A 25,314-nucleotide genomic window follows, 5' to 3' on the forward strand; every position below is an offset into this window, starting at 1 on the left:
CCATATAGTTGTTAATCTTTTAGGAAAATAAGTATTATATCGAAATAATTATGTGAAAATGACATAAAGAAATACGAGTGAGAAGGTCATTCATACACGTTTCTAGAATACACACAAACAAATATATTGTTATTTATATGGAGGAGAGAAAGATGGGGATCAACGTTAGAGCAGTAGAAATAAAAGATGCTAGAGCAATTCATCGTATATGTATACAAGATGAAGTTTTACCGTATATGGTTTTCTTACCTAGCATGCGTGTAGACGCTATGGAAAATAGAATTCGAAATTTAGCACCAAATCAATTTGAATTTGTTGCAGAATATGATGGAGAAATTGTTGGGTTTGTAGGTTTAACACAAAGTCCGGGACGAAGATCTCATTCAGGCGATTTATTCATTGGGGTCGATAGTGAATATCATAATAAAGGAATTGGGAAAGTACTTCTTACGAAGATGCTTGATCTGGCTGATAATTGGTTAATGTTAGAGAGAGTAGAACTAGGTGTGTTAGAAACGAATCCAAAAGCAAAAGCTTTATATGAAAAATTTGGATTTGTAGAAGAGGGAGTAAAGATAGGGAATTTGAAAGCTCAAGGAAAGTTTATTAATGAAATTATGATGAGTCGTTTTAGACCGGATGGTTTAATTGTACATAATTAATAGTTAAAAGCATGACAGTATACTGTCATGCTTTTTTATTAGAATTTGGCTGTAATAAAAATAATACTAAACCAATAAAAATAACGGTAATTCCTAGTCCTTGTTGTAAAGAAATGGTCTCATGTAATATAAAGTACGCTAGTATACAAGTTCCAATTGTTTCTCCTAAAATGCTCATGGAAATTAAAGTAGCACTCATCCATTTTAATAACCAATTAAAAATGGTTTGTCCTAAAATTGTAGCAATGAAAGCTAATCCAATAAAGCACAACCAAGTTTGTGTAGAATAATGGATGAAAGATTCTTGTTGCGTGAAAGCAAATATGCCAAGAAAGCCAGCACTACTTCCATAACTAATTACCGAATATGGTATAAGTGCCAAATCTTTACGAACGTGTTGGCTAATGAAAAAATAAGCAGTAATGATACCGGCAGCGATAAATGCTAAAATATCTCCATATAAAGCTGCTCCACTAATTTGGAAATCTTGCCAGCCAATAACGATACTACCTGAAATAGCGATGAGGCAACCAATAACCGCTCCTTTCGTAAATCTTTCCTTAAATAAAAAATAAACACCAATCATTGAGAACAAAGGTTGCAGCGTTACGATAACTGTAGAGCTTGCTACAGAAGTATATTGTAATGATTCAAACCAAAGTACATAATGTGCAGCTAAAAATAGCCCAGATATGGATCCGAATCCCCATTGTTTTTTCGTTAAAGTTTTTAGCTCATTTCGACTATTTTTATTAAATAGTAATAACGGTAACAGAATCAGTGTGGCAAAGAATAATCGGTAAAAAGCAATGATTGTAGCAGGAGCATCTGCCAATTTTACAAAAATTGCAGAAGTTGATAAGGCGAATACACCAAAAAATAAGATGCAATATGAAAGAATAGGTGATTTCAAAGTTTGTCCCTCCGATAGAATGTTTATTATAATAAACTTAATACGATATAATGTACAAAAGTAAGTATATAAGTCCCAGAGATGATAGGGAAGGATTATTTGCCTTTGTTTAGTATGTCAGCACAAAGACAAAGAAACATGCATTATGATGGACGAAAGGAATTTTTACTATGATACATGATAGGCTTGGACAAACGGTATTAAGTTACCGTAAGAAAAATAACATGACAATTCGTGAATTCGCTGATTATGCAGGGATTAGTACATCGTTAATTAGCCAAATTGAAAGAGGGCATGCTAATCCTTCTTTAAATGTTTTGGAATTAATTGCAAAAGCATTAAATGTACCGCTGTTTACACTTTTTATTAACGAAATTGATACAGATTCGCTCATTTCTAAGAAAAAAGATCGAAAAAAAGTATATCGGGAAAACAATAATCACATTGTATATGATGTATTAACACCTGATTTTATGAAAGCACGTATTGAAATGCTAATGATGGATTTAAATAAACAAGCAAACACAACAGAAAGCCATTATTCCCATGAAGATAAGGAAGAGATTGCTGTTGTTATGAAAGGGGAAGTGTATGTGGAATTGGAGGGAAAAGAATATTTTTTAGAAGAAGGCGATGTTGTACGTATTCCACCGAATGTGAAGCATCGATTTTTGAATAAAAGTGATGAATCGAATCACATTTTATTTGTACTGACACCATCTTTAGGGTGAAAATATAGTGATTTTTATCCTGCATTAACGGGCAGTAAGACCTCCCTCAAAATTCAGCGAAAGTAAAGAAGTTAGGTGGGGGATTAACTGCCCATAAATGCCCGATTGGTAAGGGCTGATTAAAGTTTCACTTTATTAGGGGAGATAGAAAATGGAAAACAAAAGTATTTTAAAAGGCGGCCTTTCAATTATTTCTCAATGCAAAAAAGAAACAAATGATATTTGGCATGCGCATTTTGGAGCAGCTGCAATTGCTAGTTATTTTTTTATGAAAGATAATAATATTAATGAAGAAACAGCTCGTAATATGTATTCGCAAACAAGGATGATGCTGAACAAGAAAAAAATTGGTGAGATGATTGATGATAAAAAAGAAATAGATTTTCAAATTGCGGAGAATATGATTATAAAATCTTTAGAACAAACGATTGATGAACTTCATTGGGTGGGGCATAACGTCATTTATGCGTCATTAAGTTTATTGGCTATGAAAGAGCTACAAAAATGGGGCGATAATCAAGCAATTGAAGGGATTACTACTCTTATTTTATCATTTCGAAAAACAATTCCAGGTAGATCGTGGATTGGTTATACGACGAAAGAAGTAAAACAATTAAGTTTTGAAGATGAGATAAAAAGTGAATTGAGTAATCCAACACAAGTATCTCAGTTCATTTTAAATGAGTTATCGAAATTTAATAGTATTTATCGAGCGGAATCGCATCATGATTTAATTGGGCATTTGCTTACTTACTCCCACGCAATTAATATAATGTACGATTTAGGGCATATAGATATATTTCAACGAGGGATACGCCCGCTTTTAAAACTAGTATACGTACTACGAGCTAGCCAAAAGCTCAAGCTGAATACGGGAATAACTTTACACTCACCTATAGATCGATTACCTTTAATTCAATCTAAACGTGCAAATATTTTACCAACTGAAAATATATTTTGGATAAAAGACTATAGTGAATTCGATTGGGATTTTGGTCATGTATTTAAATTCTCATATAGTTATTTTAATCATATAAAGAGAGCTCCAGATTATAAAGATATAACATTAGAAAAATTCCGGTATGTTATTAATTCTTAATGAACGTCAATAATCTGTAAGAGGGAGCTTAATCTAGTTTCTTTTTTGTTAGTAGTATATTATTTTTTCAAATTTGTAAGATTTTACATGCGTATTTTACTTTTACTAATTATGTAAGTAGGCTATACTGAAATACATACATTTTATTTTTGGAGAGATGTAAAACGACATGGAACTAGCGAAATTAGAAAAAGTAATTGAAATAAAAAAAGAAGAACTTTTATATTTAGTATCGGATTATGGAATTCAACATGAAAAAGTATTGGCATTGAGTCAAGAACTAGACAAATTAATCAATTACTTTATGTTTTTAAAATAAAGAGAACTATGACGTGGTTTGTATATGTTATAGTTCTTTTTTATTAGGTAATTTGAAAATATATTCAAATATATTGTCTAATTTCTTACAGAATGCGCAACTTGCTAGTCGAATATAAGGACTTTTGGTTATAATAAAAAGGAATTATTAATTGTATCGGTTAGGAGCGCAGCACATATGAAAACAGTTGTTGTTATCGGTGGAGGTATAACGGGACTTTCTACTATGTTTTATTTAGAAAAATTAAAAAAGGATTATAATATCGATTTAAATTTAATTCTTATTGAGAAAGAAGAGTATTTAGGTGGTAAAATCCATAGTGTGGAAGAAAAGGATTTCATTATGGAGTCAGGAGCGGATTCAATCGTTGCTCGTAATGAATATGTTATGCCACTTGTAAAAGATTTAAATTTAGAAGATGAAATGGTATATAATGAAACGGGTATTTCTTACATATATTCTGAAAACATGTTACATCCGATTCCTTCTGATACTATATTTGGGATACCGATGAGCGTCCAGTCTTTGTTTAGCAGTACGATAGTCTCAACGAAAGGGAAAATCGTAGCTTTAAAAGATTTCATAACGAAAAATAAAGAGTTTACGAAAGATACATCACTTGCTCTATTTTTAGAAAGTTTCTTAGGGAAAGAGTTAGTGGAAAGACAAATTGCTCCTGTACTTTCAGGCGTATATTCTGGTAAATTGAATGAGCTTACAATGGCATCTACATTACCGTATTTACTGGATTATAAAAATAAGTATGGAAGTATTATTAAAGGTTTTGAAGAGAATAAAAAACAATTTCAATCAGCAGGAAATAAAAAATTCGTATCATTTAAAGGTGGACTATCTACGATAATTAATCGCTTAGAAGAAGTGCTTACTGAAACTGTCGTAAAAAAAGGTGCTATAACGACGGCTGTAAGTAAACAAGAAGATCGATATGAGATTTCTTTTGTAAATCATGAAACAATACAAGCTGATTATGTTGTTTTAGCAGCTCCGCATGATATAGCACAAACTTTATTACAGTCTAATGAGTTAAATGAGCAGTTTAATACATTTAAAAACTCATCTCTTATAAGTATTTACTTAGGATTTGACATACTAGATGAACAACTACCAGCTGACGGCACAGGGTTTATTGTAACGGAAAACAGTGATTTACATTGTGATGCTTGTACATGGACAAGTCGAAAGTGGAAACATACATCCGGTAAACAAAAATTATTGGTAAGAATGTTTTATAAGAGCACCAATCCGGTATATGAAACAATCAAAAATTATAGTGAAGAAGAATTAGTACGAGTAGCTTTATATGATATTGAAAAGAGTCTCGGAATTAAAGGTGAACCAGAAGTAGTCGAAGTTACAAATTGGAAAGATTTAATGCCGAAATATCATTTAGAACATAATCAAGCGGTTCAAGCATTGCAAGAAAAAATGACGAATCTTTATCCAAATATATATTTAGCTGGTGCCTCATATTATGGTGTCGGAATTGGTGCGTGTATTGGAAATGGAAAGAATATAGCCAATGAAATAATGGCTACATTAAATGAATAATACTGTAGAATAAATAAAAACTGTTCCTTCAGCAAAATGGAGGAACAGTTTTTATTTATTTTATTTGAATGGAAATTGTATTGTTTTTTACATTGTTTTCTTTTATTGTTAATGTTATTTCTCCAGACTCTTTAAATGAATACGGTGATAGTTGATAAATATCTTTTATATCATGTTTTTCTTGTAACTTATTTATCGGTATTGATACGATATTTGGCTCCCATGTTTCTTGTTTTCCTGAAGGATATTCTATAAGTATTACCGGATTTTTTAACTGCCTTGTTTTCCAAGAGACGAAATATAGTTGAACTTCTGTATCTTTTTTTAATAATTCTTCGGAGAAATAACCGAATTCGCCTACATTACCGAAAATAGTGTAGTTTTGATTTTTAAATTTAATATCTAAATAACTAGGTTGAAATGTTACTACATGATAAGTTCCATATGAAAGTGAGAGTATGGCAGCGATTAAAATACCGATTGAAAATGTCTTAAAGCTATTGCCTTTAAAGCTAGTCATCATGAATGAGTTTGGTGTGAATTTTTTTGCGAATAAAAAAATAAGTAATATGAGTAAGAGGGATAAGCCGATGAATATATACATAGGAAATTTACACCTCCACAATAAAATAATATATTAACTATATTTTACCATAAATGTATGGGGTAGGTTGGTTGTTTAGAAGGAGAAAATGAAGAAACAATTTCTTTACAGTTCTTGATAATTTAAAATTCGATTTATGGAAATTATAGCGTCATGTTTGAGGTGCAATCAGAAGGTATCTAATTCGTGTATATAGAATTAAGAGAGAATGTGCCATTAGAAATGTTTGATTTATGGAACAATAAGGACTTTACTAATTATACATATTTTTTCTGATATAATGAATGAGTAGAGAGAAAGGAGTGATCCTATGGCATTTCCTATATTAGAAACAGAACGCTTACGTTTAGTTGAAATAGAACAATCTTATTGTCAAAAAATATATGAAATCTTTTCATTGGATGAAGTGACGTGTTACTACGGTATGAATTCTTTTACGGAGTTTGGACAAGCTTCACGTATGATCGAATCTTTTTCAAAAAATTACTTTGAGAAAAAGGCAATACGATGGGGAATTGTGTTAAAAGAAACGAACGTTTTAATAGGAACAATTGGACTAAACAATTTACAATTATGGAGTAAACGATCTGAGATTGGATATGATCTGCATCCTCGCTATTGGGGAAATGGTTATGCTTCAGAAGCAGCTGGAGAAATTATTGATTATGGATTTAAAGATTTAGGTTTGTTTAGAATTGGAGCTATTACATATCCTGAAAATGTTACTTCTTGTAGAATGTTATCTAAAATTGGCTTCCAAAAGGAAGGGCTATTGCGCGGATATATTCATCAAGGAAATAAGCAACACGATGCATTATTGTATTCTATAGTGCGAACTGATGTTGAGGACATAAATTTATAATAAAAAAACCTCTTAATTAAAAGAGGTTTTTTTTATTATAAATTAACCTAATTTAGGTAATAAACGTTCTCCGCTTTTCATGCTACTTTTACATAAAGGGCATTTAGGCTCTTCTTCAAATGAAAAGTTCTTTCTCATCCATCCTAAACAATCCTCTGATTCACATTCCCAAACAGGGGTTTGTTCTGGTGGTACTTCTGCTACATCGTTCTTTCGATTGCGATACATGTAACCACTCCTTTTATGTAAAAAATTTTAGTTATATATTAAAAAGGTTGTTAACCTTGCTGGTAACAACCTTTTTATTGTTTGAATTATAGCTTTACAACGTTTTTAGCTTGAGGTCCGCGGTTACCTTCTTCAACTTCGAAGCTAACTTCTTGACCTTCGTCAAGAGACTTGAAGCCGTCGCCAGTGATAGCTGAGAAGTGAACGAATACGTCGTTACCGTCTGCAACTTCGATGAAACCGAAACCTTTTTCGCTGTTAAACCATTTTACTTTACCTGTTAATGTCATGGTAATGCCTCCTAAAAGTAGAAAAATTACAATATGATCGGCCTTATTTGAATGAAAATAAAATTTCACATATTATCAAAAACCCATAAGGAGTACAAACTGTCCCTGATTGATACTTGATAATATGCAAAGAGAATATAGTGTTAAATTGACCTTAATTACTATCTTACAACAAATGGTGGGAAATAGCAAGTGCTGGTAATACCACTGAGTAATCTGGGTGATAATAGTAAAGGCACAAAGGCACCTCTTTTATTTATATATTATTCCTAATTTGGATTTATTCCAAACAAAAATCATTTATATGAAAAAATAAGTTTAAATAAAAGGCTAAATATTATTTTAATATTGCTGATGAGTACCATAATTAGGAGGATAGAATATTGCAAAATAAACAATTTAAAATAATTGAAGCAGCAAAAGAAGGAAGAAGAAAAGTTCATCCTGTTTTTGCTGTCATACTCGCGATTATATTTTTAACTTTAGGTGAATTATTTATGTTGTTTATGCTGATTTTACCGAAAGCAGAAACAACTTTTATGAAGGCGATTTATAGCGACATTGAGATGATATTAACGTTTGGCGGCGCAATATTTTTTGTGTTTTTATGGATTAGATTTGTAGAGAAAAGATCATTTTCATCCATTGGTTTTTGGAGAAATCAATGGATAAGAAAATATTTGAGAGGTACATTAATAGGATTTGTTTTCATTTCAATACCAGTAATTTTACTCCTATTAGCAGGAGTTGTAACATTACAAATACAAAAAATTACAGTAACCGCTATATTGGGTATTGTAGGTTCTTTAGTTGCATTTTTAATACAAGGGGCAACGGAAGAAATTATTGTACGAGGTTGGTTATTCTCGGTTCTTTCTGTTAGAAGTCGTATATGGGTTGGGATTGTTGTGACATCTTTCTTATTTGGTTTTCTTCATTTACTTAATCCAGGTATTACAATTCTTTCAATATCGAATATAATATTAGTTGGTGTATTTGCAGCTTTTTACGTTTTAAAAGACAGTAGTCTGTGGGGGATTTGCGCATGGCATTCCATTTGGAATTGGGCACAATATAATGTCTACGGTTTTGCAGTTAGCGGGATGACCATATATTCAACTCCGCTATTTAAACCTGCAACAAATGGCCCCGAATTCCTTCATGGAGGCACGTTCGGAATTGAAGGTAGTATCATTACAACAATCATGCTCACTGTCGCTTCAATTGTTTTATGGAGAAAGTTATGGGGAAGAAAAGCGAAACAACGAAATTTTAGTTAATGAAAGAGGGAGAAACTATGGGGATAATAGCATTTGAGGGAGCAAGCGCTGTTGGTAAAAGTACCACGTGCCGTGAATTAGAAAAGAATTATGGTGCTTATATAATACCTGAAGTCAATTCTTTATTTGAAAGGCCAAAAAATGAACATAGAACATGGTATTTTGAAAAACAAGTTGAGCGCTGGAATATAGCTGTTCAGAAGTCAGAGCAATATGAATTAGTAATACTCGATGGCGATATATATCAGCCACTTAGTTATAATTGGTGTTTTCATTTTGATCTATTTAATCAGCCATTATCTTTAATAGAAAATTTTTATAAAGAAAAGATGATAAATAGGGAAATTGGTTTTCCGGATCAATATTTTTATTTATATACGAACGATGAAGAACTTAGAAAGCGGAAAGTATCTGATGAAACGAAAAGAAGGAGAAACTTTGAAAAACATTTACATATATCAAAATCGTTTCAGTGTTATTATGAAAATTTAAATTCTGTTACAGATGGGTATTGTAAATTAATTGAGGCGAAAAGTGTAAAATCGAATGAAATAGAAATTGTAAAGAATTTAAACAGTTTAAATGTTTGTGAAGAAAGACGTTTTGATGTTTCGAGGTTAGATGCTATTACGAAGTGGTTAAAAGAAAATCGTGCATAAAGTAAAAACAACGAGTGTTATTTATCGCGCTCGTTGTTTTTTGTTTCTTTATAAATATAAAGGGAAAATTTGTAGAATATTTTCAATATTTAACAGAATAATCTTTCAATTTTAAAGAAAAAGAAATACAATATGAGGAAGTATATATAAATAATATGATAGGGGATGGGATGCGATATTTTGAATGAAGGAACAGTTTTTATATAAGAAGTAATTAGGTAGTAAGAACAGAGATATTTGGGAGGAAACAAGCGCGATGAAAACACTATTTAAAATAATAGGTATTCTAGCTGGTATGGCGGTAATTGGAGTAGGTTTAACATATGGTATGCTGTATTATTTAAATAATAGTAAACCAGCTGCGAAAAAGGCATCACCAGCTGCTCCAGCAGTAGAAGTATTAGCTGATAGTAATGTAAAAGCAGAAGATGCAAAGCTTTTAGAAAATGGCAATTATTCATTGCCGAATAGTGGTTTTAATAAAAATTTTAAATGGACAGATGAGAACATACAGACAGCATTACATGAAATGGCACATCAAAAAGCGAAAGCTGATCAAAAGTGGGGCTATATTTTTATTACACAAGAGCGGATTGAAAGCTTAATTGATATTGTAAAGAGTAATGATCTTGTACAGGGAAGTACATATGTAGAAATTTTAGAACGATGGAAACAAGGAAAATATGAAAAAGTTGATGCAGATCACAATAAGATTTGGAAATTACAAAGCGGGAATTTAGGAGAAGGAAAAGGAGTAATGTCGGAAGCTGAGCAAAAAGAATTAATTAATCAAGTGTTTATGAACAAAGGTACATATTCAGGTAGTAAATTAATTGCAGGCGGGGGACAGACTAATAAATAGTATACTAATTAATGAAAAAGAGTAATTGCTTATTAGGCAATTACTCTTTTTATATGTACGTCTTAATATTTTAGTCTCGTTCAAGTAAGGAAAGAAACGACTGTAATACCGGGGAAATCCATCTGGATTTATGATAGATTACATGACTTTGAATAATGGTTGGAGTTTCGATAGGCTGAAAACATAGTTGTTCTTTTTGGCAACTTTCTTGTACAACGATATAAGGAAGAATTGAAATGCCTAATTCACACATAACGGATTGTTTAATGACTTCAACATTGGAAGTTTCAAATGTTTTAGCTGGAATATTTCCACTTTGACGTAAAAAACGATCTACCATTGGCCTATAGCCGCAGCTTTGTTCTGTAAAAATGAACTGGGTGTCCTGTAATAACTGGAATGGATTTGCGTGTGCAGCGGAATAAGCTGGTAAAATCCATCCAAATGTTTCATTACTAAAAGTACGCGTAATAAAATCATTATGTTCTATACTTTCTCCAATTATGAAGACAACGTCTGTTTCTCCTTCACGTAATTTTTGTAATGCTTGTTCATTTGTGTTTGTTTCAAGTACGATATTTACTTTCGGATTTTTCTGTTTGTAAGTACGTAATAATTGTGGTAATCGGTATACCGCTAATGATTCATTAGATGTAATACTTAATGTACCTTCTAAATAATCTGTATTTTGGGGGATTTCTTGCGCTTTTTCATATATTGCAAGTAATTCTAATGCATAAGGATGAAATTGATGACCTGCTTTTGTAAGTAGCACTTTTTTCCCTAACCGATCGAAAAGAGGAATATGTAAATCGTTCTCTAAAGCTTTCATATGTGCTGTAACAGTAGATTGCGCATAACCTAGCGCATGAGCAGCTTTAGAAAAATTACCATACTTCACAATGGCGCAAAATGTTTTAACATGTCTCATTTCCATAAGCGATCCCTCTTTTATTATCATGATTTGTGAATGATTATATCATGTATTTTAATTTTCCAAATGATTAAATTCCGTATAAAATAAAATTGTGGAAATATTCATTCAAGTGATATTGGAGGAGAAAAGATGATCAAAAAGGGCTATCATGTAGCTGTTGTTGGGGCTACAGGTGCGGTAGGGCAAAAAATTATTGAACTGTTAGAGAATGAAATGAAGTTTAATATAGTTGAAGTTACATTGCTTTCATCAAAACGATCCGCCGGTAAGAAAGTAAGATTCAAAGGACGAGAGATAATTATACAAGAGGCAAAAACAACTAGCTTTGAAGGTGTAGATATTGCCTTTTTTAGTGCTGGGGGAGAAGTATCTAGACAATTTGTAACTCATGCAGTTTCTAGTGGTGCGATTGTAATTGATAACACAAGTGAGTACCGAATGGCACAAGGTGTACCGCTCGTTGTTCCGGAAGTGAATGCGCATACTTTAGAGCGGCATAAAGGTATTATTGCAGTTCCAAATTGTTCAGCATTACAGATGGTAACTGCACTTCAGCCGATTCGAAAATCATTCGGTTTAGAAAGAATTATCGTTTCAACATATCAAGCTGTATCGGGTTCTGGCATTCATGCGATTCATGAATTACAAGAGCAGGCTAAGTCTATGCTTGCTGGTAAAGAAGTGAAAAGTGATATATTACCGGCGAAAAAAGATAAAAAACATTATCCAATAGCGTTTAATGTACTGCCTCAAGTAGATATATTTACAGACAATGATTTTACTTTTGAAGAAGTAAAGATGATTCAAGAAACGAAGAAAATATTAGAAGATGAAAACTTGAAAATGGCAGCTACTTGTGTACGTGTTCCAGTCGTATCAGGGCATTCAGAATCGGTTTATATAGAACTGGAAAAAGAAGCAACCGTTGCGGAAATTAAGGAAGTATTAATGGATGCACCAGGTGTTATTTTGCAGGATAACCCTAGTGAACAGCTGTATCCAATGCCATTATATGCAGAAGGGAAAATAGATACATTTGTCGGAAGAATACGTAAAGATCCTGATACGCCAAACGGATTCCACCTCTGGATTGTTTCCGATAATTTATTGAAAGGTGCGGCTTGGAATTCAGTTCAAATCGCAGAGACTTTAGTGGAAAAGGGGATACTTTAATATAGTTTGAAAAATTGGGGAATCGTTAATGATTTCCCGGTTTGTACTCATTGAAAGTTGGAGGAAGTATGCCGTTTTCTGAGGTGAATGTGAACTTTAAAAATAAAACTTATACTGACTTTTGGAGGGAAGATAAGAATAAATTGATGCCTAAAAGATAAATGGGATAAGATGGTAATATAAAGAGTGCATATACACTGGAGGGATTACCAATGCTAAAAGTTATGTTACCATTTGTTCTTATCTTTTTTCTTGTTATTGCGATGTATATTGCTTATCAAAAGAGAAAAAAATCCGAGATAAAAGGATTGAAAAGTGCGCTAACTTCTATTTGTTTCTTTTCACTCGCAATATTAAATATGTTTGCATATTGGTTTCATTTTGGCGGTGTTTTTACTTGGTTATTTTCAATTGTATTATTGCTAGTTGGTGCATATTTTACAAAATATATTCCAATATCTAAAAAGGTACATTAAAATTTATAAGAGTTTACATGCAATGTTTACTTTTTTGAAAAGAGATTATTCTACTAGATCGTTGTGAAACGATTTCATAGGACAATCTCTTTTGTTTAGTTTTGGAAAGAACGTACTGTGATTTGTAGTTGCTCAATAAATTCTCGAGTGGCAGCACACATATATTTATCTTTTCTATAAATAAGCCCTATTTCAATTATTGGAGTAGGGTTTTCTATTTTAATAGCTTGAATGTTTTTATTTTGTAAAAAGTCTATATATGGTTGTGGTAACACTGTAATTCCCATTCCTTTAGAAACCATTTGGATTAAAGATTCCATCGTACTAATTTCTAAAATTGGTCTTGGTCTAAAGTTGAATTTTTGACAATGAGATGTAATTAGTTCGGTTAAAAAGAAATTTTTAGGTAAAAGAATTAAAGGGTAGTTCTGTAGTTCAGTAATAGATACATGATTACGTTTAGCTAATCGATGACCAGTTGGCACGACCAATGTAAGGTCGCTTTTGTATAGAGGGATGGAGATAATTTCTTTATCTTGCACCGGGAGAAATGTAATGCCGATATCTAGTTCGTTTTGTAATAATTTTTCACGAATATCTCCTGTACGAAGCCCTAATACAGAAAGCTCTATATTGGGATATAAATTATTGAAATTTAAAATAGCTGGTGGTAGTAAATAATTTACGACGGTTAACAAAGCCCCTATTGTTAAGGAACCTTGCTGTAATCCGTTTAGGTCTTGAAGGGCTGAACGAGCTTGTTCGACTTCATGAAAAATGGTTTTACAATGTGATAATAAAATCTTCCCTGCTTCAGTTAAAGATATTTTTTTACCAATTCGATCGAAAAGTGGCATTCCTACTTCATGCTCTAATGCACGTATTTGTTGACTTAGTGAAGGCTGTGAAATATTTAATTTCTCAGCTGCTTTTGTGAAATGTAATTCTTTTGAAACAGCTAAAAAGTATTCAAGTTGTCGTAATTCGATTGAAATCACCTCAAGTATAATAATAGGTTATACCTATCATTATTATATAAAAAATTGAATTGAACAATGATTTTAGAGGTTTTATAATCATCTTTATATAGCAGAGAGGGTTGTAAAAATTAATCGAGAGAAAATACATGTAACACCTTTAAAGGAGGAAATAGAATGGCTAATGAATATCGATTATTATCTTTAAATATAGGATTACCAAAAGAGGTTACATACGGCGGAAAAGTAATTCATACAGGCATAAATAAGAAACAAGTAAAGGAACCGGTATATTTATCCTTTGTAAAGTTTAATGGAGATGGACAGGCGGACTTAGTTCATCATGGAGGAGTAGATAAAGCAGTTTGTGTTTATACTGGTGATCACTATCCATACTGGGAACAAGAATTGAATCAAGATCTTGTATATGGGGCTTTTGGAGAAAATATAACAGTTAGTGGTATGCGCGAAGAGGATGTTTGTATTGGTGATACGTTTGAGCTAGGACAGGCAATCGTACAGGTAACACAACCAAGGCAACCTTGTTTTAAATTAGCAAAAAAATATAATATTCCAAAGTTACCACTATATTTTCAAGAAACAGGATATACAGGATTCTATTTTCGCGTATTAAAAGAAGGATGGGTATCATCAGTCGATACATTAAAAAGACTACAGTCTGATCCAAAAGGTGTTTCAGTAGCGTTTGCTAACCGTATCATGCACAAGGAAAAACAAAATATTGAAGGGATAAAAAGGATATTAGAAGTAAATGCACTTTCAAGTAGTTGGAGAAAGTCTTTTGAAAAGCGTATAAGTGGAGAAGAAATTAATACGAAGGAAAGACTTGAAGGGATAAAAGACTAAAAATATTTTATTATAAATAGTGTATTTCTATTAGTAAAAGCTAATTAGAAAGCGCTATTTTTATATAATAAACTAATTAATATCCAAAAATCTTAATATTGTTTTATTCGACTTATTTTCAAATAGTCAAAACATAAAATTAATTAGACTTTTTTTTTATGTTTTATGATAGTATATTGATTGGTAAGACCTCTATTTTTAAGAGTAGGTCATATAAGTATATCTAATTTAATGGAATTTAACATTTGGAGGTACAACATGGGGAATGTTGAAAAAATGGCAAGTCTTCTAATAGAAGAACCGAAAAGAGAGCAGTTATTTCCTTTATTTGAAGAAGTGTTTGAAATTACAACTCAAACATTGAATGATTTTTCGGATAAAGGGTATTGGGATGATACATATAAAGCTTTATCATTTTTACAAGAAGATAAAGTGATTGCAAATGTTGCGGCATTTTCACTCCCATTATTAATTAATGGAGAAAAAATAAATGCGGCGGGTATTCAATCAGTAATGACACATCCTAATTTCCGTAGACAAGGGCTAATGAAACAATTAATGGGTAAAATGATAGAAGAAATCGATAAGAAATGTGAATGTACATTATTGTTTACGGAAAAACCTGAACTATATACAGCGTTTGGATTTAAAGTTGTGCAGGAATATTTGATGACTATACCATACGATAAAAACAATAATAACGATTCACTACTTAAAAAATTAGATTACTATAATGTAGAGAATAGACAGTTAATACATGAAACTATTGATAGTGGCCAAAGACTTTCAAATAATTTTTCAACTTTAAATTTCCGTCCTTCATTTTATTTGAATATGTATGACTCGGAATGGAATGAGAAATTGTATTATTCAGAGAAACTAGATGCTTTAATCGTTTATGAAGTAGACAATGAAAAGTTGAAATTATTTGGAGTATTTGCGCCAGTACTTCCGGTTTTAGATGAAATATGTGGAGAAATCAATGAAAGGTTTACGGAAATCGAATTTTATTTTTCTCCAGATCAATTAGGGATTGAGGATGTACAGTTTACAGAATTACAGTCTAGTAAGTATTTAATGGTTCGAAGTGATAAAGAGTTAGATTTTAAAGGTTATAAATTCCCAGTATTAGCGGAGTTTTAAATGTCTATATAAATGCTTTATATATCGTATATACCAGAACGTATTGAGCAACTCACTATAATGAATGTACCTGAATACTATAAGATTAATGACAATCATGCGTTTATTGTCCGTTCGAAAGCAGAAACTGATTTTTGGCTTAAAACACATTATGGTTTTGAAGTAATGAATGGTCATGTATTTTATAATGAGATGATGACAGACTTTCAAGCTGAAGTTCAGTTACGTATGAATCCAAATTCAAAATTCGATCAAGCAGGTCTTTTTGTTATGATTTCGGAGAACTGTTGGCTAAAAACATCTTTAGAATATATCCCTGAAGGGCCATCTCACTTAGGTGCTGTCGTAACGAATAATGGATATTCTGACTGGTCAACGCAAGATTATCCAACTGAAGAAGCTAAGCAACAAATTCGTTTTCGAATTATTCGAAAACGTGGTGATTATACAATATATGTGAAAAAGAGCCATCAATGGGAACAAATAAGAATCACTCATTTAATGGAGGATATAGGGAATGAGCCTATTAAAATAGGTTTTTACACGTGTAGTCCTTCTAAAAATAAGGGATTTGAGACTGAGTTTTTAAATTTTACAATTGAAGAAATATAGATGAAAAACCGTATTCTTTTCAGTAAGAATGCGGTTTTTGTATTTACATAATATAAAGCACATTTATTGACCAGAAAGTCATTAATGCTTATCATTTAATAATGTTAAATATTAATTTACATAATATAATAGAAGTAATGAAGAAATTACAAAATATATCGCTTAAATAAGGAGGGATATGAATTATTCAGTGGTAATTTCATGGGAAAAGGAGATTATGTATGAAATCATTTCGTAAGTTATTACAGTATTTAAAACCATACATGTTCTTCGCTATTATTGGACCGCTATTTATGGTACTTGAGGTTGCGATGGACTTAATTCAACCGACTATTATGCAACATATCATTGATGTTGGGATTGCAAATCGGGATTTAAATTATGTAATAAAAATGGGGCTTCTTATGATAGGGGCAGCAGCACTCGGTTTAGTTGGAGGGCTTGGGTGTATGATGTATTCTACAAAAGCAGCTGTTAATTTCGCTACAGACATAAGAAAAGATGTGTTTGCGAAAATAGAAACATTTTCTAGTAATAATCGTGATTCATTTGGAACAGGTAAATTATTAACGATTGTGACGAATGATATCACTTCTATTCAATCGGCAATGACGATGACATTACGTGTTCTCGTTCGTGGCCCACTGTTATTTATCGGAAGTATAATTATTGTTTTTGTAACAGCGCGAGAGTTATTTCCAATATTACTTGTAGTTGTTCCAATTTTATTACTTGCAATTATTTTAATTGCAAGTAAAGCAAGTGGTACATTTAAAAAGGTGCAAGAGGCATTAGATAAAGTGAATACAAAGTTACAAGAAAATTTATCTGGTGTGCGTGTTATAAAAGCGTATGTAAGACAAAAATATGAAATCGCTCAATTTGGAAATGTAAATACAAATTTAACGAAGATAAATATTCGAGCTGTGCAACTTATTTCTTTAATGATGCCAATCATTATGCTAGTTGTAAGTGGCGGGATTGTTGCAACATTATGGATTGGTGGAGAAAAAGTATTCAGTGGAACACTTCAAGTAGGAGCGATTTTGGCATTTATTAATTACTTGAATATCATTTTAATGTCACTTATGTCGATTAGCATGGTATTTATTCAAATTGCGCGAGCTTTTCCATCTGCGGATCGTGTAAAGCAAGTGTTAAATACTGAAGTTGATATTATAAGCGAAGCGAATGCGATTGAACCTGAGAAAATCGAGGGGAATATAGAATTTAAAAATGTTAGTTATAGCTATACGAAAAATAATGAATATGTTTTAAAAGATATTTCGTTTAGCATACAAAAAGGTGAAAAAGTAGGGATTATTGGATCGACTGGAAGTGGTAAATCAACCTTAGCGAAACTGTTACCACGTCTATATGATGTGGATCAAGGTGAAATATGTATAGATGGAATAGATGTTAAAACATATGATTTGCAAAAACTCCGTGCTTCAATAGGCTTTGTACCTCAGAAGGCGTTGTTGTTCTCAGGTAGTATAGAAGAGAATTTACGTTATGGTAAAGAAGATGCAACACACGATGAGCTGGAAGTAGCAACTGCATCAGCTTGTGCGACTGAGTTTATCAATAAGCTGGAAGAATCTTATCAATATAATTTAACACAAGGTGCAACAAATCTATCAGGTGGACAAAAACAACGTGTATCAATTGCAAGAGCACTTGTGAGAAAACCACCGATTCTAATATTAGATGATTCTACATCAGCAGTTGATGCGAAATCAGAGGCTACTATTCAAACAGCTTTAAAAACAAAATATAAAGGCACAACGACTTTATTAATTGCGTCCAAAATTTCTTCCATAATGGATGCGGATAAAATACTTGTATTAGATAATGGTGAATTAGTTGGTAATGGTACACATGAACAATTGTTAGAACAAAGTGAGGTTTATCAGGAAATTTATCTTTCCCAAGGTGGTAATTTGTATAAAGAAGGTGGGGAAGAACATGCGTAATTTTCAAGGACAATTTGCTAATAAAGGTAGAAGAAACACGCCAAAGATGGGAAAAGCTAAAAATGCTCAAGGAACTGTAATGCGGATATGGAATTATATGGGCTATCAAAAAGCTGCTCTTATGTTTGTTATATTTCTAGTAGTTGTTACTACATTACTTGGATTATTAGGTCCATATTTTATGGGAGTCATTATAGATCAATATATTGTACCGAAAGATTTAAGTGGTACAGCAAGAATGTGTATGTTACTTATCGCGATTTATGGTGTAACGGTACTTTTAACATGGTTACAAACGTTTGTCATGATTAACGTTGCATTAAAAACAATTCAAAAAATACGACAAGATATTTTTGAGAAAATCCAAACGCTTTCTTTACGGTTCTTTGATGTACGTTCTCAAGGTGATTTAATGAGCCGTGTGACAAATGATATAGATAATTTGAACCAAGCTTTGACACAAAGTGTTGTACAAATTATTTCATCAGCGTTAACCTTTATAGGTGTAACGATTGCGATGTTCGCCTTAAATTGGATTTTAGCAATTGTAACTTTAATTACAGTACCTATTATGTTTTACGTTACAAAAAAACTAGTTGCATATAGTGGTAAAAACTTTGCGAAGCGTCAAAAAGATTTAGGTGAATTAAATGGATTTATTGAGGAAGCAATTACAGGTGCGGATGTTACAACGTTGTACGGAAAAGAAAAAGAAACTGTACAAAATTTCAATAAAATTAATGAACAGCTAAGAGTTTCAGCTACGAAGGCTGATACATTTTCAGCTTTTATTTTTCCAAGTATGAACTTTATTAATAACTTAGGTATGGGGCTTGTCATTGGGACTGGATCAGTTATGGTCTTAAACGGAATGACAACAATAGGTGTTATTGCGGCTTTTATTAATTATTCTCGTCAATTCTCAAGACCGTTAAGTCAATTTGCGACTTTAATGAATACAATTCAAGCAGCAGTTGCTGGTGGAGAACGTGTTTTTGAGATTATGGATGAGGTACCAGAAATTCAAAATAAAAAAGACGCATTTGTTGTACAAAATTTACAAGGGCATGTTGTACTTGAGAATGTTTCATTTGGCTACGCAGAAAATAAAACGATTTTAAAAGAAGTAAGTCTTAAAGCGCAGCCAGGAGAGACAATTGCTTTAGTTGGTCCGACTGGATCAGGGAAAACAACAATCATTAATTTGTTAACTCGTTTTTACGATATACAGCAAGGACAAATTCATATTGATGGAAAAGATATAAAAGATTATGATATTAATTCTTTACGAAGTAAAATAGGAGTAGTTTTACAGGATACGTATTTATTTGCAGGCTCGATTATGGATAATATCCGTTATGGACGCTTAGATGCTAGTGATGAAGAAGTCATCACTGCAGCTAAGGCAGCATCTGCACATTCTTTTATTAAGCATTTGCCAAATCAATATGAAACAGAAATTGCTTCAGAAGGATCGAATTTAAGTCAAGGACAAAAACAACTTCTTGCGATTGCACGAGCAATTTTAGCAGATGCAGATATATTAATTCTCGACGAAGCGACATCTAATATTGACACAAGAACAGAATTACAAATACAAGCAGGACTAAATAATTTAATGAGAGGTCGCACAAGTTTTGTGATCGCTCATCGACTTAAAACAATTGAAAAGGCAGATCAAATCCTTGTTATAAAAGATGGAAATATTTTAGAAAGAGGGAATCATGAATCTCTCATGGAAGATAAAGGATTCTATTTTGATTTGTATACGAGTCAGTTTAAAATATAGTAAAAGCATTGATATGTTGCGGTTTCTCTTGAGAGGAGAAACCGCATTTTTTTATATTTGAAAATATTATTATTCTAATGGTCTTTCACTACATATTTTAACAGCATCCTCCTGCATTCCAGGCAAAACATGTGAATAGCGATTTAATGTTATGAACATATCTTTATGACTGAAGTGTTCTAGATGTATACCTTGTTTCAAAAGTAGCGGAGCATGTGTATAACGTAAATCATAAAATCGAACTTTAAAAATTGGGATTTAAATAAAAAGAGCGCAGTATAGCGCTCTGAGACAAACTATATATTTAGAGAGAAATCAAGATAATATATGGATATTGTTTGAGAATGTTGTAGGTTTTAATTAAAAATAAAGCACACATATAAGTGTGCTTTTATGAACGCTTTAGATTTGTATGACTATATAGTCAACATACAATAAAATATGCTTGTTTAATATAAATGTGTGTCAAATCTATAAAAATATATTTTAGTGTGTATAAGGAACATTAAATGTTAGTTAGCCAAGTCTTTTGTTTTTATCCCGCTATTTGCCGAGCAGTAAGGCCCCCACCTCAAAATTCAGTGGAAGCAAAGAAGTTAGGTGAGGGCCGGGCTGCCCGTAAAAGTTCGATTGGTGAGGGCTGATTAAAGTTTCACTTTATTAACGAATTTGCGCAACTGTTAACGCTGCAGAACGAATATCTACTGTACCTATTACTTCAACGGGGACAATTTGAATTACATCACCAGGGTTTAAGTTAATTAGAATGACACCACTTGATACATCGACTTCACCAGTTCCGATAATATTAGAACGGACTGCGGTTCCGGATCCTGCAATAACATTAGTCGATGAATTTAATGTCAAGAAAAAGCGCGCTGCTTCCGGGGCTACCGGAACGTTATCAAGGCTAATTGTTAATGTATAGCTAATTTGATAAATACCAGCTATCTGAATTTTAATACCAGTTCCAGTACTAATTGTATCATTGATTACAGGGACAGTAATGTTAGGATTTGGGCCTGTACTAGGTAATAGTAGTGGTGTAAATAATGTTGCAAATTGAGGTGAAGTAGCATTGAAGGCAAAACCTAGGGCAGGTAGTGTACTAGGTGCTTGTGCTTCACAATTAAAATTAGCGAATTTACGAATTGATGAGCGCATATTTTCACTCCTTTCTTGTATTTAGATTGCGTGAGTATTAACTTCACGTTTTGGACAATCATAATACAATATATGAAAATTTATAGTAGATAGTGCACAAGCGTTACTATTACGGATAAAGCTATAAATAATATATGGAAAAAGCAGTTAGCTAAATTAGCTAACTGCTTAGTAGGTTCTCTAAGAGCAAATAGGAGAAGAATTATTGTGCCATATAAAAGGTCACTATAGATAAGTGCTCTTTTTGTGAGTGAGTATAAGTTCCTATCATTCTATCTAGTATATGCAATGTACTATATGTAGTTGCTACTAAAATTGATGTGAATTTTTAAAATTAGAGGTTTCTTTTAATGAAACCTCTAAAAAGATAAATCAAGTTACGTTATAGTAAATTCAATTGCAATAGGAGTGCCTCCATCTAGGACTGCTCCTCCTACAATAGTAGCAGCTGTAGTAGTCACACCAGTAATAGTATCACCTGTTTGAATAACACCATTAATATAAAGTGTTAAAAAGGCATAAGAAGCAGGGAATGTTGTTACAGCGCCAGTGTCATCAGTGAAGTCTGTGTTAGCAAAAGTTAAATCTGCTCCAGCAGCAGTTCCTGTTGCTGCTGTACTTACAAATCGTCTTCCAGCTATAAAAGGTTTAACGATAGGCATTTATATTCACCCCTTTTTGAGAATTAACTCAGACAAGTTTTTTGAAGGTTTTGTCCTGTATCGTATTCTATGCTGTGCTTCTACTAAGAGATACGGCTTGTATACTAGTAAATGAGTATAATTATTATGCGTTTTATAAGTTAGGTTCTTATCAGTAATTAAGTGATTAAGGTTGGATTTTGTATATGGTATGTTTAGGTTAAAAAAGAGCTCGTAATCAAATTATTATCTTAGTGTTGTAGGGAAACTGGCGGCCTCAGTGACAGATGGCAAAAATAATTTACGTGGTATTGTAATAAATTCAAGCGCAATTTGCTTTGGATAAATAAGTATTTGAGTTAAATCTAGAGCATGTATTAATAGTATCATGAAGCTTGTAAGAATTAAAAAACTACCCCAAAAGAAACTTTTTGAAGTGTTGCGGAAATCTTTTATTAAAGAAAAGAATGAAAAAATGCGGTAACAATGAGAATTAAAAATTTATACTTATCAGCCATTGTGATCCTCCTAAAGAGCAGTAATTTATATTATACGGTATTTTTTCTTTATAATTATAAAAAGATTTTAAAATACCTATGTTGTAGACTTATTGTTTTCATTTTGCCTACAATCGTATAATACTAAAGCGAATAATGTTGAAGAACTTTATTAAGCTAGCGGCACACAACAAAATTAATATTATCTAGTGAGAAACATTCTAGTTTACTTCGTAGTCCCAATCCATAAATTGTGAAACTACGAAATAGATTATTAATAAAAACATTTTAAGATTATTATAATATTGATGTGATGTATACAGAAAAGAGGATAAAAAGCATCCAGAATGAGTTAATAGCTAGTGAATAACAATTGAAATAGCACTGAAAATCAATAAAACAGCCATAATGATGTTAAATAATTGATTATGTTTTAATAAAATTTTTTGGAACATGGAACCAAAAAGGCTCCAACTAAATGTACTCAGTAAACCAACTATACCTAGGAATAATGAGAAAAGTAGAAAAATTGAATATGAGTTGTAGTAAGGGAGTATAAAAGTAGAGACTACGGTGAGTCCAAATAATATTCCTTTTGGATTAACAAATTGAAGAAAAATACCCACTGTAAATAAGTTTTTATTATTTTTTTCATCGGGTTCTGCACTGCCTTTACTAGTGATTATTTTAAAGGCTAAATATAGCATATACGCGACACCTAAAATCTTTAAAGGCAATTCAATTATAGGTACAATATTAATTAATACAATATTAAAGAAACTACATAAAGAAGTGAGGATGAAAAAACCGAATGCTACTCCAAAGCAAAAGTTTATACTTCTCTTTAATCCGTGTTGATTTGCGTATGTCATAGCTAAGAAATTGTTAGGGCCAGGTGTGAAGCTGCTTATAAAAACAAATAACAAAAAAGAAAATATTGGCATTTTAAAACCCCCTAATTATTTTGTATGTTATAATGATCAAAAAGAACAATATAACGTGTGCTTTTTATTATACATAACGGACGTTATATTGTATACAATGTAGGAGTGTTTTTTATGGAAGAAATTCAACTTATTCTGGCAAAAAATTTAAAATCAATACGTGAAAAAGAAAAATTAAGTTTAGAAAAGGTCTCTCAATTAACAGGTGTAAGTAAAACGATGATTGGACAAATTGAAAGAGGAGATTCAAGCCCGACACTAACAACAATATGGAAAATTGCTAATGGTTTGAAAGTATCCTTTACCTCTTTAATTAATAATCCACAGCCTGATACGAAAGTGATTTTACGAAATGATGTTCAAGCATTGTCTGAAGACAATGGGAGATATAAAGTGTATCCCTCATTTCCTTTCCAAGATGATAGAAACTTCGAAATCTATACGGTTGAAATTGAAACAGAAGGGAATTTAAGTTCAGAAGCACATAAAGAGGGTACTGAGGAATTTATAACGGTATTTGAAGGGGAATTGAAAATTGATATAAATGATTGTCAATATACGTTAAATAATGGAGACTCAATTCGCTTTAAGGCGGATAGACCGCATACTTATACTAATTCAGGAAGAACATTAACTCGGTTAAGTATGACTATTTATTATCCAGCTTTATAAGCTGGCAATAATATAAAGAGTAAAAGTAAATGTGTATTGTTAAAACCATCTATAAGAGATGGTTTTATTTTTTTGAATAAAAAAAGACACTCAATTGAGTGTCAATATAGTATTGCTCTCGCGTATAGGATTGGAGATGTTTCTCAAATACATATTGAGATGGTCTGTAAAGGAGAAACAATCTTCATCTTTAATGTAACATCGACTTGGGGGAAGTGTAAATTGATAATATATATACGGAAAATTTAGTATAGATGTTTTCTACTATGGATATAGTATAATTTGTTTTTATTACTTAATCACTATAGTAACATTTACTAAGTGAGTATTTAGATTTTTTATTATAAAAAAGAATGAATCATTTTTTAATCAATTCGTATAATTGTAAGAGAGGCACCTGTTGATCCGCCTCCAACTAAATTCACGACGGATAATATACCAAATAATTGTAGTGAAATTGTATTACCAGCATTTAAATTAGTAATTAAATTATTACTATAATTTGAAGTTGATAACGCGGGAGAAAAAATAGAGCCAGGAATTGGCGTAGAAGCGTTTAATAGTAGTCTTGTTCCAGCAAGTAGAGAGGTTGTCGTATTAACTTGATAGGTTAAATGATATCTTCCAGTTACAGGAATTGTAAATATATCGTTTGAGGCGTTAACTGTAAAATTACCGAGGCTTTGGTTATTAGAAAGAGGAATATTAGTGCCACCTAATATCACAGAGATGGGACCACCTAATGTATTATTAGCGAACATAGAGTTTGTTGTAACGATTAAACCAGTACTTCCGGTAGGCCCAGTACTTCCGGTAGGTCCAGTACTTCCGGTAGGCCCAGTAAGCCTGTAAGGGAAAATAATGTCAAGGGCCATTGACATTATTTCTTTTTTTCTAATTTCATTATTATCTTGAATATAAATCACCTCATCTTTTTAAATAAGAATGTTATAGATTTATTACTTTTTAAATAGAATGATTTATTTATTATATTAATTAAAGCGGTTATAGCAACGGTAAAATGTTTAATATATGTAATAATTCTTTGGGAAGAAAAAGAGAATAGTTATAAAGTCATTCTTTAATAATAGGATCATAATGATGTGTATGAATTAAAAAACATGTGGAATGAGGTATTAAATTGAAACGCAATGACAATTTATCATTGAATAAGGGGATGATAGGGCCAGAAAATATTGGACCTACATTTCCGATTCTTCCACCAATTTATATTCCAACAGGAGAAACAGGTCCGACCGGAATAACGGGAGCAACCGGAGAAACGGGACCGACCGGAATAACAGGTTCAACGGGAATAACGGGACTGACCGGAGTAACCGGGCTAACCGGAGAAACGGGACCAATCGG

28 protein-coding genes and 2 pseudogenes are annotated in these 25,314 nt (G+C 32.1%); 19 read left to right on the forward strand and 11 right to left on the reverse strand.

Annotation, left to right across the window (positions count from 1 at the left end; genetic code table 11):
- Positions 1-152: 152 nt before the first annotated feature.
- Positions 153-662 carry a GNAT family N-acetyltransferase gene (locus tag MR160_RS12425; RefSeq protein WP_000512614.1) on the forward strand — a complete coding sequence of 170 codons (510 nt, stop codon included), beginning with the start codon at positions 153-155 and terminating at the stop codon, positions 660-662.
- A 25-nt stretch (positions 663-687) separates the two neighbouring features.
- Here MR160_RS12425 and MR160_RS12430 read toward each other — a convergent pair whose 3' ends face one another.
- A complete protein-coding gene (locus MR160_RS12430; protein WP_000841798.1) occupies positions 688-1,575 on the reverse strand; it encodes a DMT family transporter in 888 nt (295 codons plus the stop codon).
- A gap of 170 nt (positions 1,576-1,745) precedes the next feature.
- On the opposite strand from MR160_RS12430, the gene MR160_RS12435 reads away from it, so the two are divergent.
- From MR160_RS12435 to MR160_RS12450, 4 genes are all read left to right on the forward strand, one after another.
- Positions 1,746-2,306, forward strand: a complete 561-nt coding sequence (locus tag MR160_RS12435; protein WP_000581034.1) for a helix-turn-helix domain-containing protein — start codon at positions 1,746-1,748, stop codon at positions 2,304-2,306.
- Positions 2,307-2,457: 151 nt separating this feature from the next.
- The gene (locus MR160_RS12440) at positions 2,458-3,405 is read left to right on the forward strand and encodes a hypothetical protein (protein ID WP_000428903.1); all 948 of its coding nucleotides are present in this window, start codon (positions 2,458-2,460) and stop codon (positions 3,403-3,405) included.
- Positions 3,406-3,574: 169 nt separating this feature from the next.
- Entirely contained in the window at positions 3,575-3,724 is a 150-nt protein-coding gene (locus MR160_RS12445; RefSeq protein WP_000417698.1) for an aspartyl-phosphate phosphatase Spo0E family protein, read from the forward strand.
- A 177-nt stretch (positions 3,725-3,901) separates the two neighbouring features.
- Positions 3,902-5,293, forward strand: coding sequence for a protoporphyrinogen oxidase (locus MR160_RS12450; protein WP_242297423.1), 1,392 nt, complete (start codon positions 3,902-3,904; stop codon positions 5,291-5,293).
- Between the two features lie 55 nt (positions 5,294-5,348).
- Here MR160_RS12450 and MR160_RS12455 read toward each other — a convergent pair whose 3' ends face one another.
- Positions 5,349-5,897 carry a hypothetical protein gene (locus tag MR160_RS12455; protein WP_000275242.1) on the reverse strand — a complete coding sequence of 183 codons (549 nt, stop codon included), beginning with the start codon at positions 5,895-5,897 and terminating at the stop codon, positions 5,349-5,351.
- A gap of 310 nt (positions 5,898-6,207) precedes the next feature.
- On the opposite strand from MR160_RS12455, the gene MR160_RS12460 reads away from it, so the two are divergent.
- Positions 6,208-6,759, forward strand: a complete 552-nt coding sequence (locus MR160_RS12460; protein ID WP_000885387.1) for a GNAT family N-acetyltransferase — start codon at positions 6,208-6,210, stop codon at positions 6,757-6,759.
- 42 nt (positions 6,760-6,801) lie between these two features.
- Here MR160_RS12460 and MR160_RS12465 read toward each other — a convergent pair whose 3' ends face one another.
- Entirely contained in the window at positions 6,802-6,987 is a 186-nt protein-coding gene (locus MR160_RS12465; RefSeq protein ID WP_000286203.1) for a cold-shock protein, read from the reverse strand.
- Between the two features lie 86 nt (positions 6,988-7,073).
- Positions 7,074-7,277, reverse strand: a complete 204-nt coding sequence (gene cspD / locus MR160_RS12470) for a cold-shock protein CspD (RefSeq protein ID WP_000176366.1) — start codon at positions 7,275-7,277, stop codon at positions 7,074-7,076.
- Positions 7,278-7,660: 383 nt separating this feature from the next.
- Here cspD and MR160_RS12475 point away from each other — a divergent pair, with 383 nt between their 5' ends.
- The 3 genes from MR160_RS12475 to MR160_RS12485 all read left to right on the forward strand — a co-directional run bounded on the left by MR160_RS12475 (position 7,661) and on the right by MR160_RS12485 (position 10,078).
- Entirely contained in the window at positions 7,661-8,557 is an 897-nt protein-coding gene (locus MR160_RS12475) for a CPBP family intramembrane glutamic endopeptidase (RefSeq protein WP_001180192.1), read from the forward strand.
- Complete coding sequence (locus MR160_RS12480) at positions 8,557-9,216, forward strand: nucleoside/nucleotide kinase family protein (protein WP_003309476.1); 660 nt, start codon at positions 8,557-8,559, stop codon at positions 9,214-9,216. Before MR160_RS12475 ends, MR160_RS12480 begins: the two co-directional genes overlap by 1 nt.
- Positions 9,217-9,472: 256 nt before the next feature.
- Positions 9,473-10,078 (forward strand): PRK06770 family protein, encoded by a 606-nt coding sequence (locus MR160_RS12485; RefSeq protein ID WP_000853597.1) that lies wholly within the window; start codon positions 9,473-9,475, stop codon positions 10,076-10,078.
- Positions 10,079-10,148: 70 nt separating this feature from the next.
- Here MR160_RS12485 and MR160_RS12490 read toward each other — a convergent pair whose 3' ends face one another.
- Positions 10,149-11,015, reverse strand: a complete 867-nt coding sequence (locus tag MR160_RS12490; protein ID WP_000425889.1) for a LysR family transcriptional regulator — start codon at positions 11,013-11,015, stop codon at positions 10,149-10,151.
- A gap of 129 nt (positions 11,016-11,144) precedes the next feature.
- Here MR160_RS12490 and MR160_RS12495 point away from each other — a divergent pair, with 129 nt between their 5' ends.
- From MR160_RS12495 to MR160_RS12505, 3 genes and pseudogenes are all read left to right on the forward strand, one after another.
- Positions 11,145-12,188 (forward strand): aspartate-semialdehyde dehydrogenase, encoded by a 1,044-nt coding sequence (locus MR160_RS12495; protein ID WP_000591706.1) that lies wholly within the window; start codon positions 11,145-11,147, stop codon positions 12,186-12,188.
- A gap of 44 nt (positions 12,189-12,232) precedes the next feature.
- Positions 12,233-12,349: pseudogene (locus MR160_RS12500) on the forward strand (C45 family autoproteolytic acyltransferase/hydolase); the annotation flags it as partial.
- Positions 12,350-12,400: 51 nt separating this feature from the next.
- Entirely contained in the window at positions 12,401-12,664 is a 264-nt protein-coding gene (locus tag MR160_RS12505; RefSeq protein WP_000921855.1) for a hypothetical protein, read from the forward strand.
- 95 nt (positions 12,665-12,759) lie between these two features.
- Here the strand turns inward: MR160_RS12505 and MR160_RS12510 are convergent, their stop codons facing one another.
- Positions 12,760-13,662, reverse strand: coding sequence for a LysR family transcriptional regulator (locus tag MR160_RS12510; protein WP_000623400.1), 903 nt, complete (start codon positions 13,660-13,662; stop codon positions 12,760-12,762).
- A 156-nt stretch (positions 13,663-13,818) separates the two neighbouring features.
- Between MR160_RS12510 and MR160_RS12515 the strand changes: the two genes are divergently transcribed.
- From MR160_RS12515 to MR160_RS12535, 5 genes are all read left to right on the forward strand, one after another.
- Positions 13,819-14,508, forward strand: a complete 690-nt coding sequence (locus tag MR160_RS12515) for an MOSC domain-containing protein (RefSeq protein ID WP_001263005.1) — start codon at positions 13,819-13,821, stop codon at positions 14,506-14,508.
- A 258-nt stretch (positions 14,509-14,766) separates the two neighbouring features.
- Positions 14,767-15,651, forward strand: a complete 885-nt coding sequence (locus tag MR160_RS12520) for a GNAT family N-acetyltransferase (protein ID WP_000528682.1) — start codon at positions 14,767-14,769, stop codon at positions 15,649-15,651.
- Between the two features lie 12 nt (positions 15,652-15,663).
- A complete protein-coding gene (locus MR160_RS12525; RefSeq protein ID WP_000965798.1) occupies positions 15,664-16,263 on the forward strand; it encodes a DUF1349 domain-containing protein in 600 nt (199 codons plus the stop codon).
- Positions 16,264-16,484: 221 nt separating this feature from the next.
- Entirely contained in the window at positions 16,485-18,239 is a 1,755-nt protein-coding gene (locus MR160_RS12530; RefSeq protein WP_000834778.1) for an ABC transporter ATP-binding protein, read from the forward strand.
- Positions 18,232-20,028 carry an ABC transporter ATP-binding protein gene (locus MR160_RS12535; protein WP_001243568.1) on the forward strand — a complete coding sequence of 599 codons (1,797 nt, stop codon included), beginning with the start codon at positions 18,232-18,234 and terminating at the stop codon, positions 20,026-20,028. Before MR160_RS12530 ends, MR160_RS12535 begins: the two co-directional genes overlap by 8 nt.
- 660 nt (positions 20,029-20,688) lie before the next feature.
- On the opposite strand, the gene exsF is transcribed toward MR160_RS12535, so the two are convergent.
- From exsF to MR160_RS12555, 4 genes and pseudogenes are all read right to left on the reverse strand, one after another.
- Positions 20,689-21,192 carry an exosporium protein ExsF gene (gene exsF, locus MR160_RS12540; protein WP_001257874.1) on the reverse strand — a complete coding sequence of 168 codons (504 nt, stop codon included), beginning with the start codon at positions 21,190-21,192 and terminating at the stop codon, positions 20,689-20,691.
- A gap of 377 nt (positions 21,193-21,569) precedes the next feature.
- The gene (locus tag MR160_RS12545; RefSeq protein ID WP_001123247.1) at positions 21,570-21,854 is read right to left on the reverse strand and encodes a DUF4183 domain-containing protein; all 285 of its coding nucleotides are present in this window, start codon (positions 21,852-21,854) and stop codon (positions 21,570-21,572) included.
- A gap of 225 nt (positions 21,855-22,079) precedes the next feature.
- Positions 22,080-22,351: pseudogene (locus MR160_RS12550) on the reverse strand (hypothetical protein).
- A 338-nt stretch (positions 22,352-22,689) separates the two neighbouring features.
- Complete coding sequence (locus MR160_RS12555; RefSeq protein WP_001121279.1) at positions 22,690-23,274, reverse strand: LysE family translocator; 585 nt, start codon at positions 23,272-23,274, stop codon at positions 22,690-22,692.
- A gap of 114 nt (positions 23,275-23,388) precedes the next feature.
- Between MR160_RS12555 and MR160_RS12560 the strand changes: the two genes are divergently transcribed.
- Positions 23,389-23,946: a helix-turn-helix domain-containing protein gene (locus MR160_RS12560; protein WP_000391292.1), complete on the forward strand. Its 558-nt coding sequence runs from the start codon at positions 23,389-23,391 to the stop codon at positions 23,944-23,946.
- Positions 23,947-24,311: 365 nt separating this feature from the next.
- On the opposite strand, the gene MR160_RS12565 is transcribed toward MR160_RS12560, so the two are convergent.
- Positions 24,312-24,872, reverse strand: a complete 561-nt coding sequence (locus MR160_RS12565; RefSeq protein ID WP_044783926.1) for a BclA C-terminal domain-containing protein — start codon at positions 24,870-24,872, stop codon at positions 24,312-24,314.
- A gap of 215 nt (positions 24,873-25,087) precedes the next feature.
- Between MR160_RS12565 and MR160_RS12570 the strand changes: the two genes are divergently transcribed.
- Positions 25,088-25,314: exosporium leader peptide-containing protein (locus MR160_RS12570; protein ID WP_242297425.1), on the forward strand; the 227-nt coding region annotated here is incomplete at its 3' end.

The organism is Bacillus cereus group sp. BfR-BA-01382 (assembly GCF_022663475.1).
Lineage (GTDB): Bacteria > Bacillota > Bacilli > Bacillales > Bacillaceae_G > Bacillus_A > Bacillus_A thuringiensis_S.

Excerpts from the sequence above, each read along its gene's own strand:
- MR160_RS12425 (WP_000512614.1), top strand. The coding sequence starts at position 153 with ATGGGGATCAACGTTAGAGCAGTAGAAATAAAAGATGCTAGAGCAATT.
- MR160_RS12435 (WP_000581034.1), top strand. The coding sequence starts at position 1,746 with ATGATACATGATAGGCTTGGACAAACGGTATTAAGTTACCGTAAGAAA.
- MR160_RS12440 (WP_000428903.1), top strand. The coding sequence starts at position 2,458 with ATGGAAAACAAAAGTATTTTAAAAGGCGGCCTTTCAATTATTTCTCAA.
- MR160_RS12445 (WP_000417698.1), top strand. The coding sequence starts at position 3,575 with ATGGAACTAGCGAAATTAGAAAAAGTAATTGAAATAAAAAAAGAAGAA.
- MR160_RS12450 (WP_242297423.1), top strand. The coding sequence starts at position 3,902 with ATGAAAACAGTTGTTGTTATCGGTGGAGGTATAACGGGACTTTCTACT.
- MR160_RS12455 (WP_000275242.1), bottom strand. The coding sequence starts at position 5,897 with ATGTATATATTCATCGGCTTATCCCTCTTACTCATATTACTTATTTTT.
- MR160_RS12460 (WP_000885387.1), top strand. The coding sequence starts at position 6,208 with ATGGCATTTCCTATATTAGAAACAGAACGCTTACGTTTAGTTGAAATA.
- MR160_RS12465 (WP_000286203.1), bottom strand. The coding sequence starts at position 6,987 with ATGTATCGCAATCGAAAGAACGATGTAGCAGAAGTACCACCAGAACAA.
- cspD (WP_000176366.1), bottom strand. The coding sequence starts at position 7,277 with ATGACATTAACAGGTAAAGTAAAATGGTTTAACAGCGAAAAAGGTTTC.
- MR160_RS12480 (WP_003309476.1), top strand. The coding sequence starts at position 8,557 with ATGAAAGAGGGAGAAACTATGGGGATAATAGCATTTGAGGGAGCAAGC.
- MR160_RS12485 (WP_000853597.1), top strand. The coding sequence starts at position 9,473 with ATGAAAACACTATTTAAAATAATAGGTATTCTAGCTGGTATGGCGGTA.
- MR160_RS12490 (WP_000425889.1), bottom strand. The coding sequence starts at position 11,015 with ATGGAAATGAGACATGTTAAAACATTTTGCGCCATTGTGAAGTATGGT.
- MR160_RS12495 (WP_000591706.1), top strand. The coding sequence starts at position 11,145 with ATGATCAAAAAGGGCTATCATGTAGCTGTTGTTGGGGCTACAGGTGCG.
- MR160_RS12505 (WP_000921855.1), top strand. The coding sequence starts at position 12,401 with ATGCTAAAAGTTATGTTACCATTTGTTCTTATCTTTTTTCTTGTTATT.
- MR160_RS12515 (WP_001263005.1), top strand. The coding sequence starts at position 13,819 with ATGGCTAATGAATATCGATTATTATCTTTAAATATAGGATTACCAAAA.
- MR160_RS12520 (WP_000528682.1), top strand. The coding sequence starts at position 14,767 with ATGGGGAATGTTGAAAAAATGGCAAGTCTTCTAATAGAAGAACCGAAA.
- MR160_RS12525 (WP_000965798.1), top strand. The coding sequence starts at position 15,664 with ATGCTTTATATATCGTATATACCAGAACGTATTGAGCAACTCACTATA.
- MR160_RS12530 (WP_000834778.1), top strand. The coding sequence starts at position 16,485 with ATGAAATCATTTCGTAAGTTATTACAGTATTTAAAACCATACATGTTC.
- MR160_RS12535 (WP_001243568.1), top strand. The coding sequence starts at position 18,232 with ATGCGTAATTTTCAAGGACAATTTGCTAATAAAGGTAGAAGAAACACG.
- exsF (WP_001257874.1), bottom strand. The coding sequence starts at position 21,192 with ATGCGCTCATCAATTCGTAAATTCGCTAATTTTAATTGTGAAGCACAA.
- MR160_RS12545 (WP_001123247.1), bottom strand. The coding sequence starts at position 21,854 with ATGCCTATCGTTAAACCTTTTATAGCTGGAAGACGATTTGTAAGTACA.
- MR160_RS12555 (WP_001121279.1), bottom strand. The coding sequence starts at position 23,274 with ATGCCAATATTTTCTTTTTTGTTATTTGTTTTTATAAGCAGCTTCACA.
- MR160_RS12560 (WP_000391292.1), top strand. The coding sequence starts at position 23,389 with ATGGAAGAAATTCAACTTATTCTGGCAAAAAATTTAAAATCAATACGT.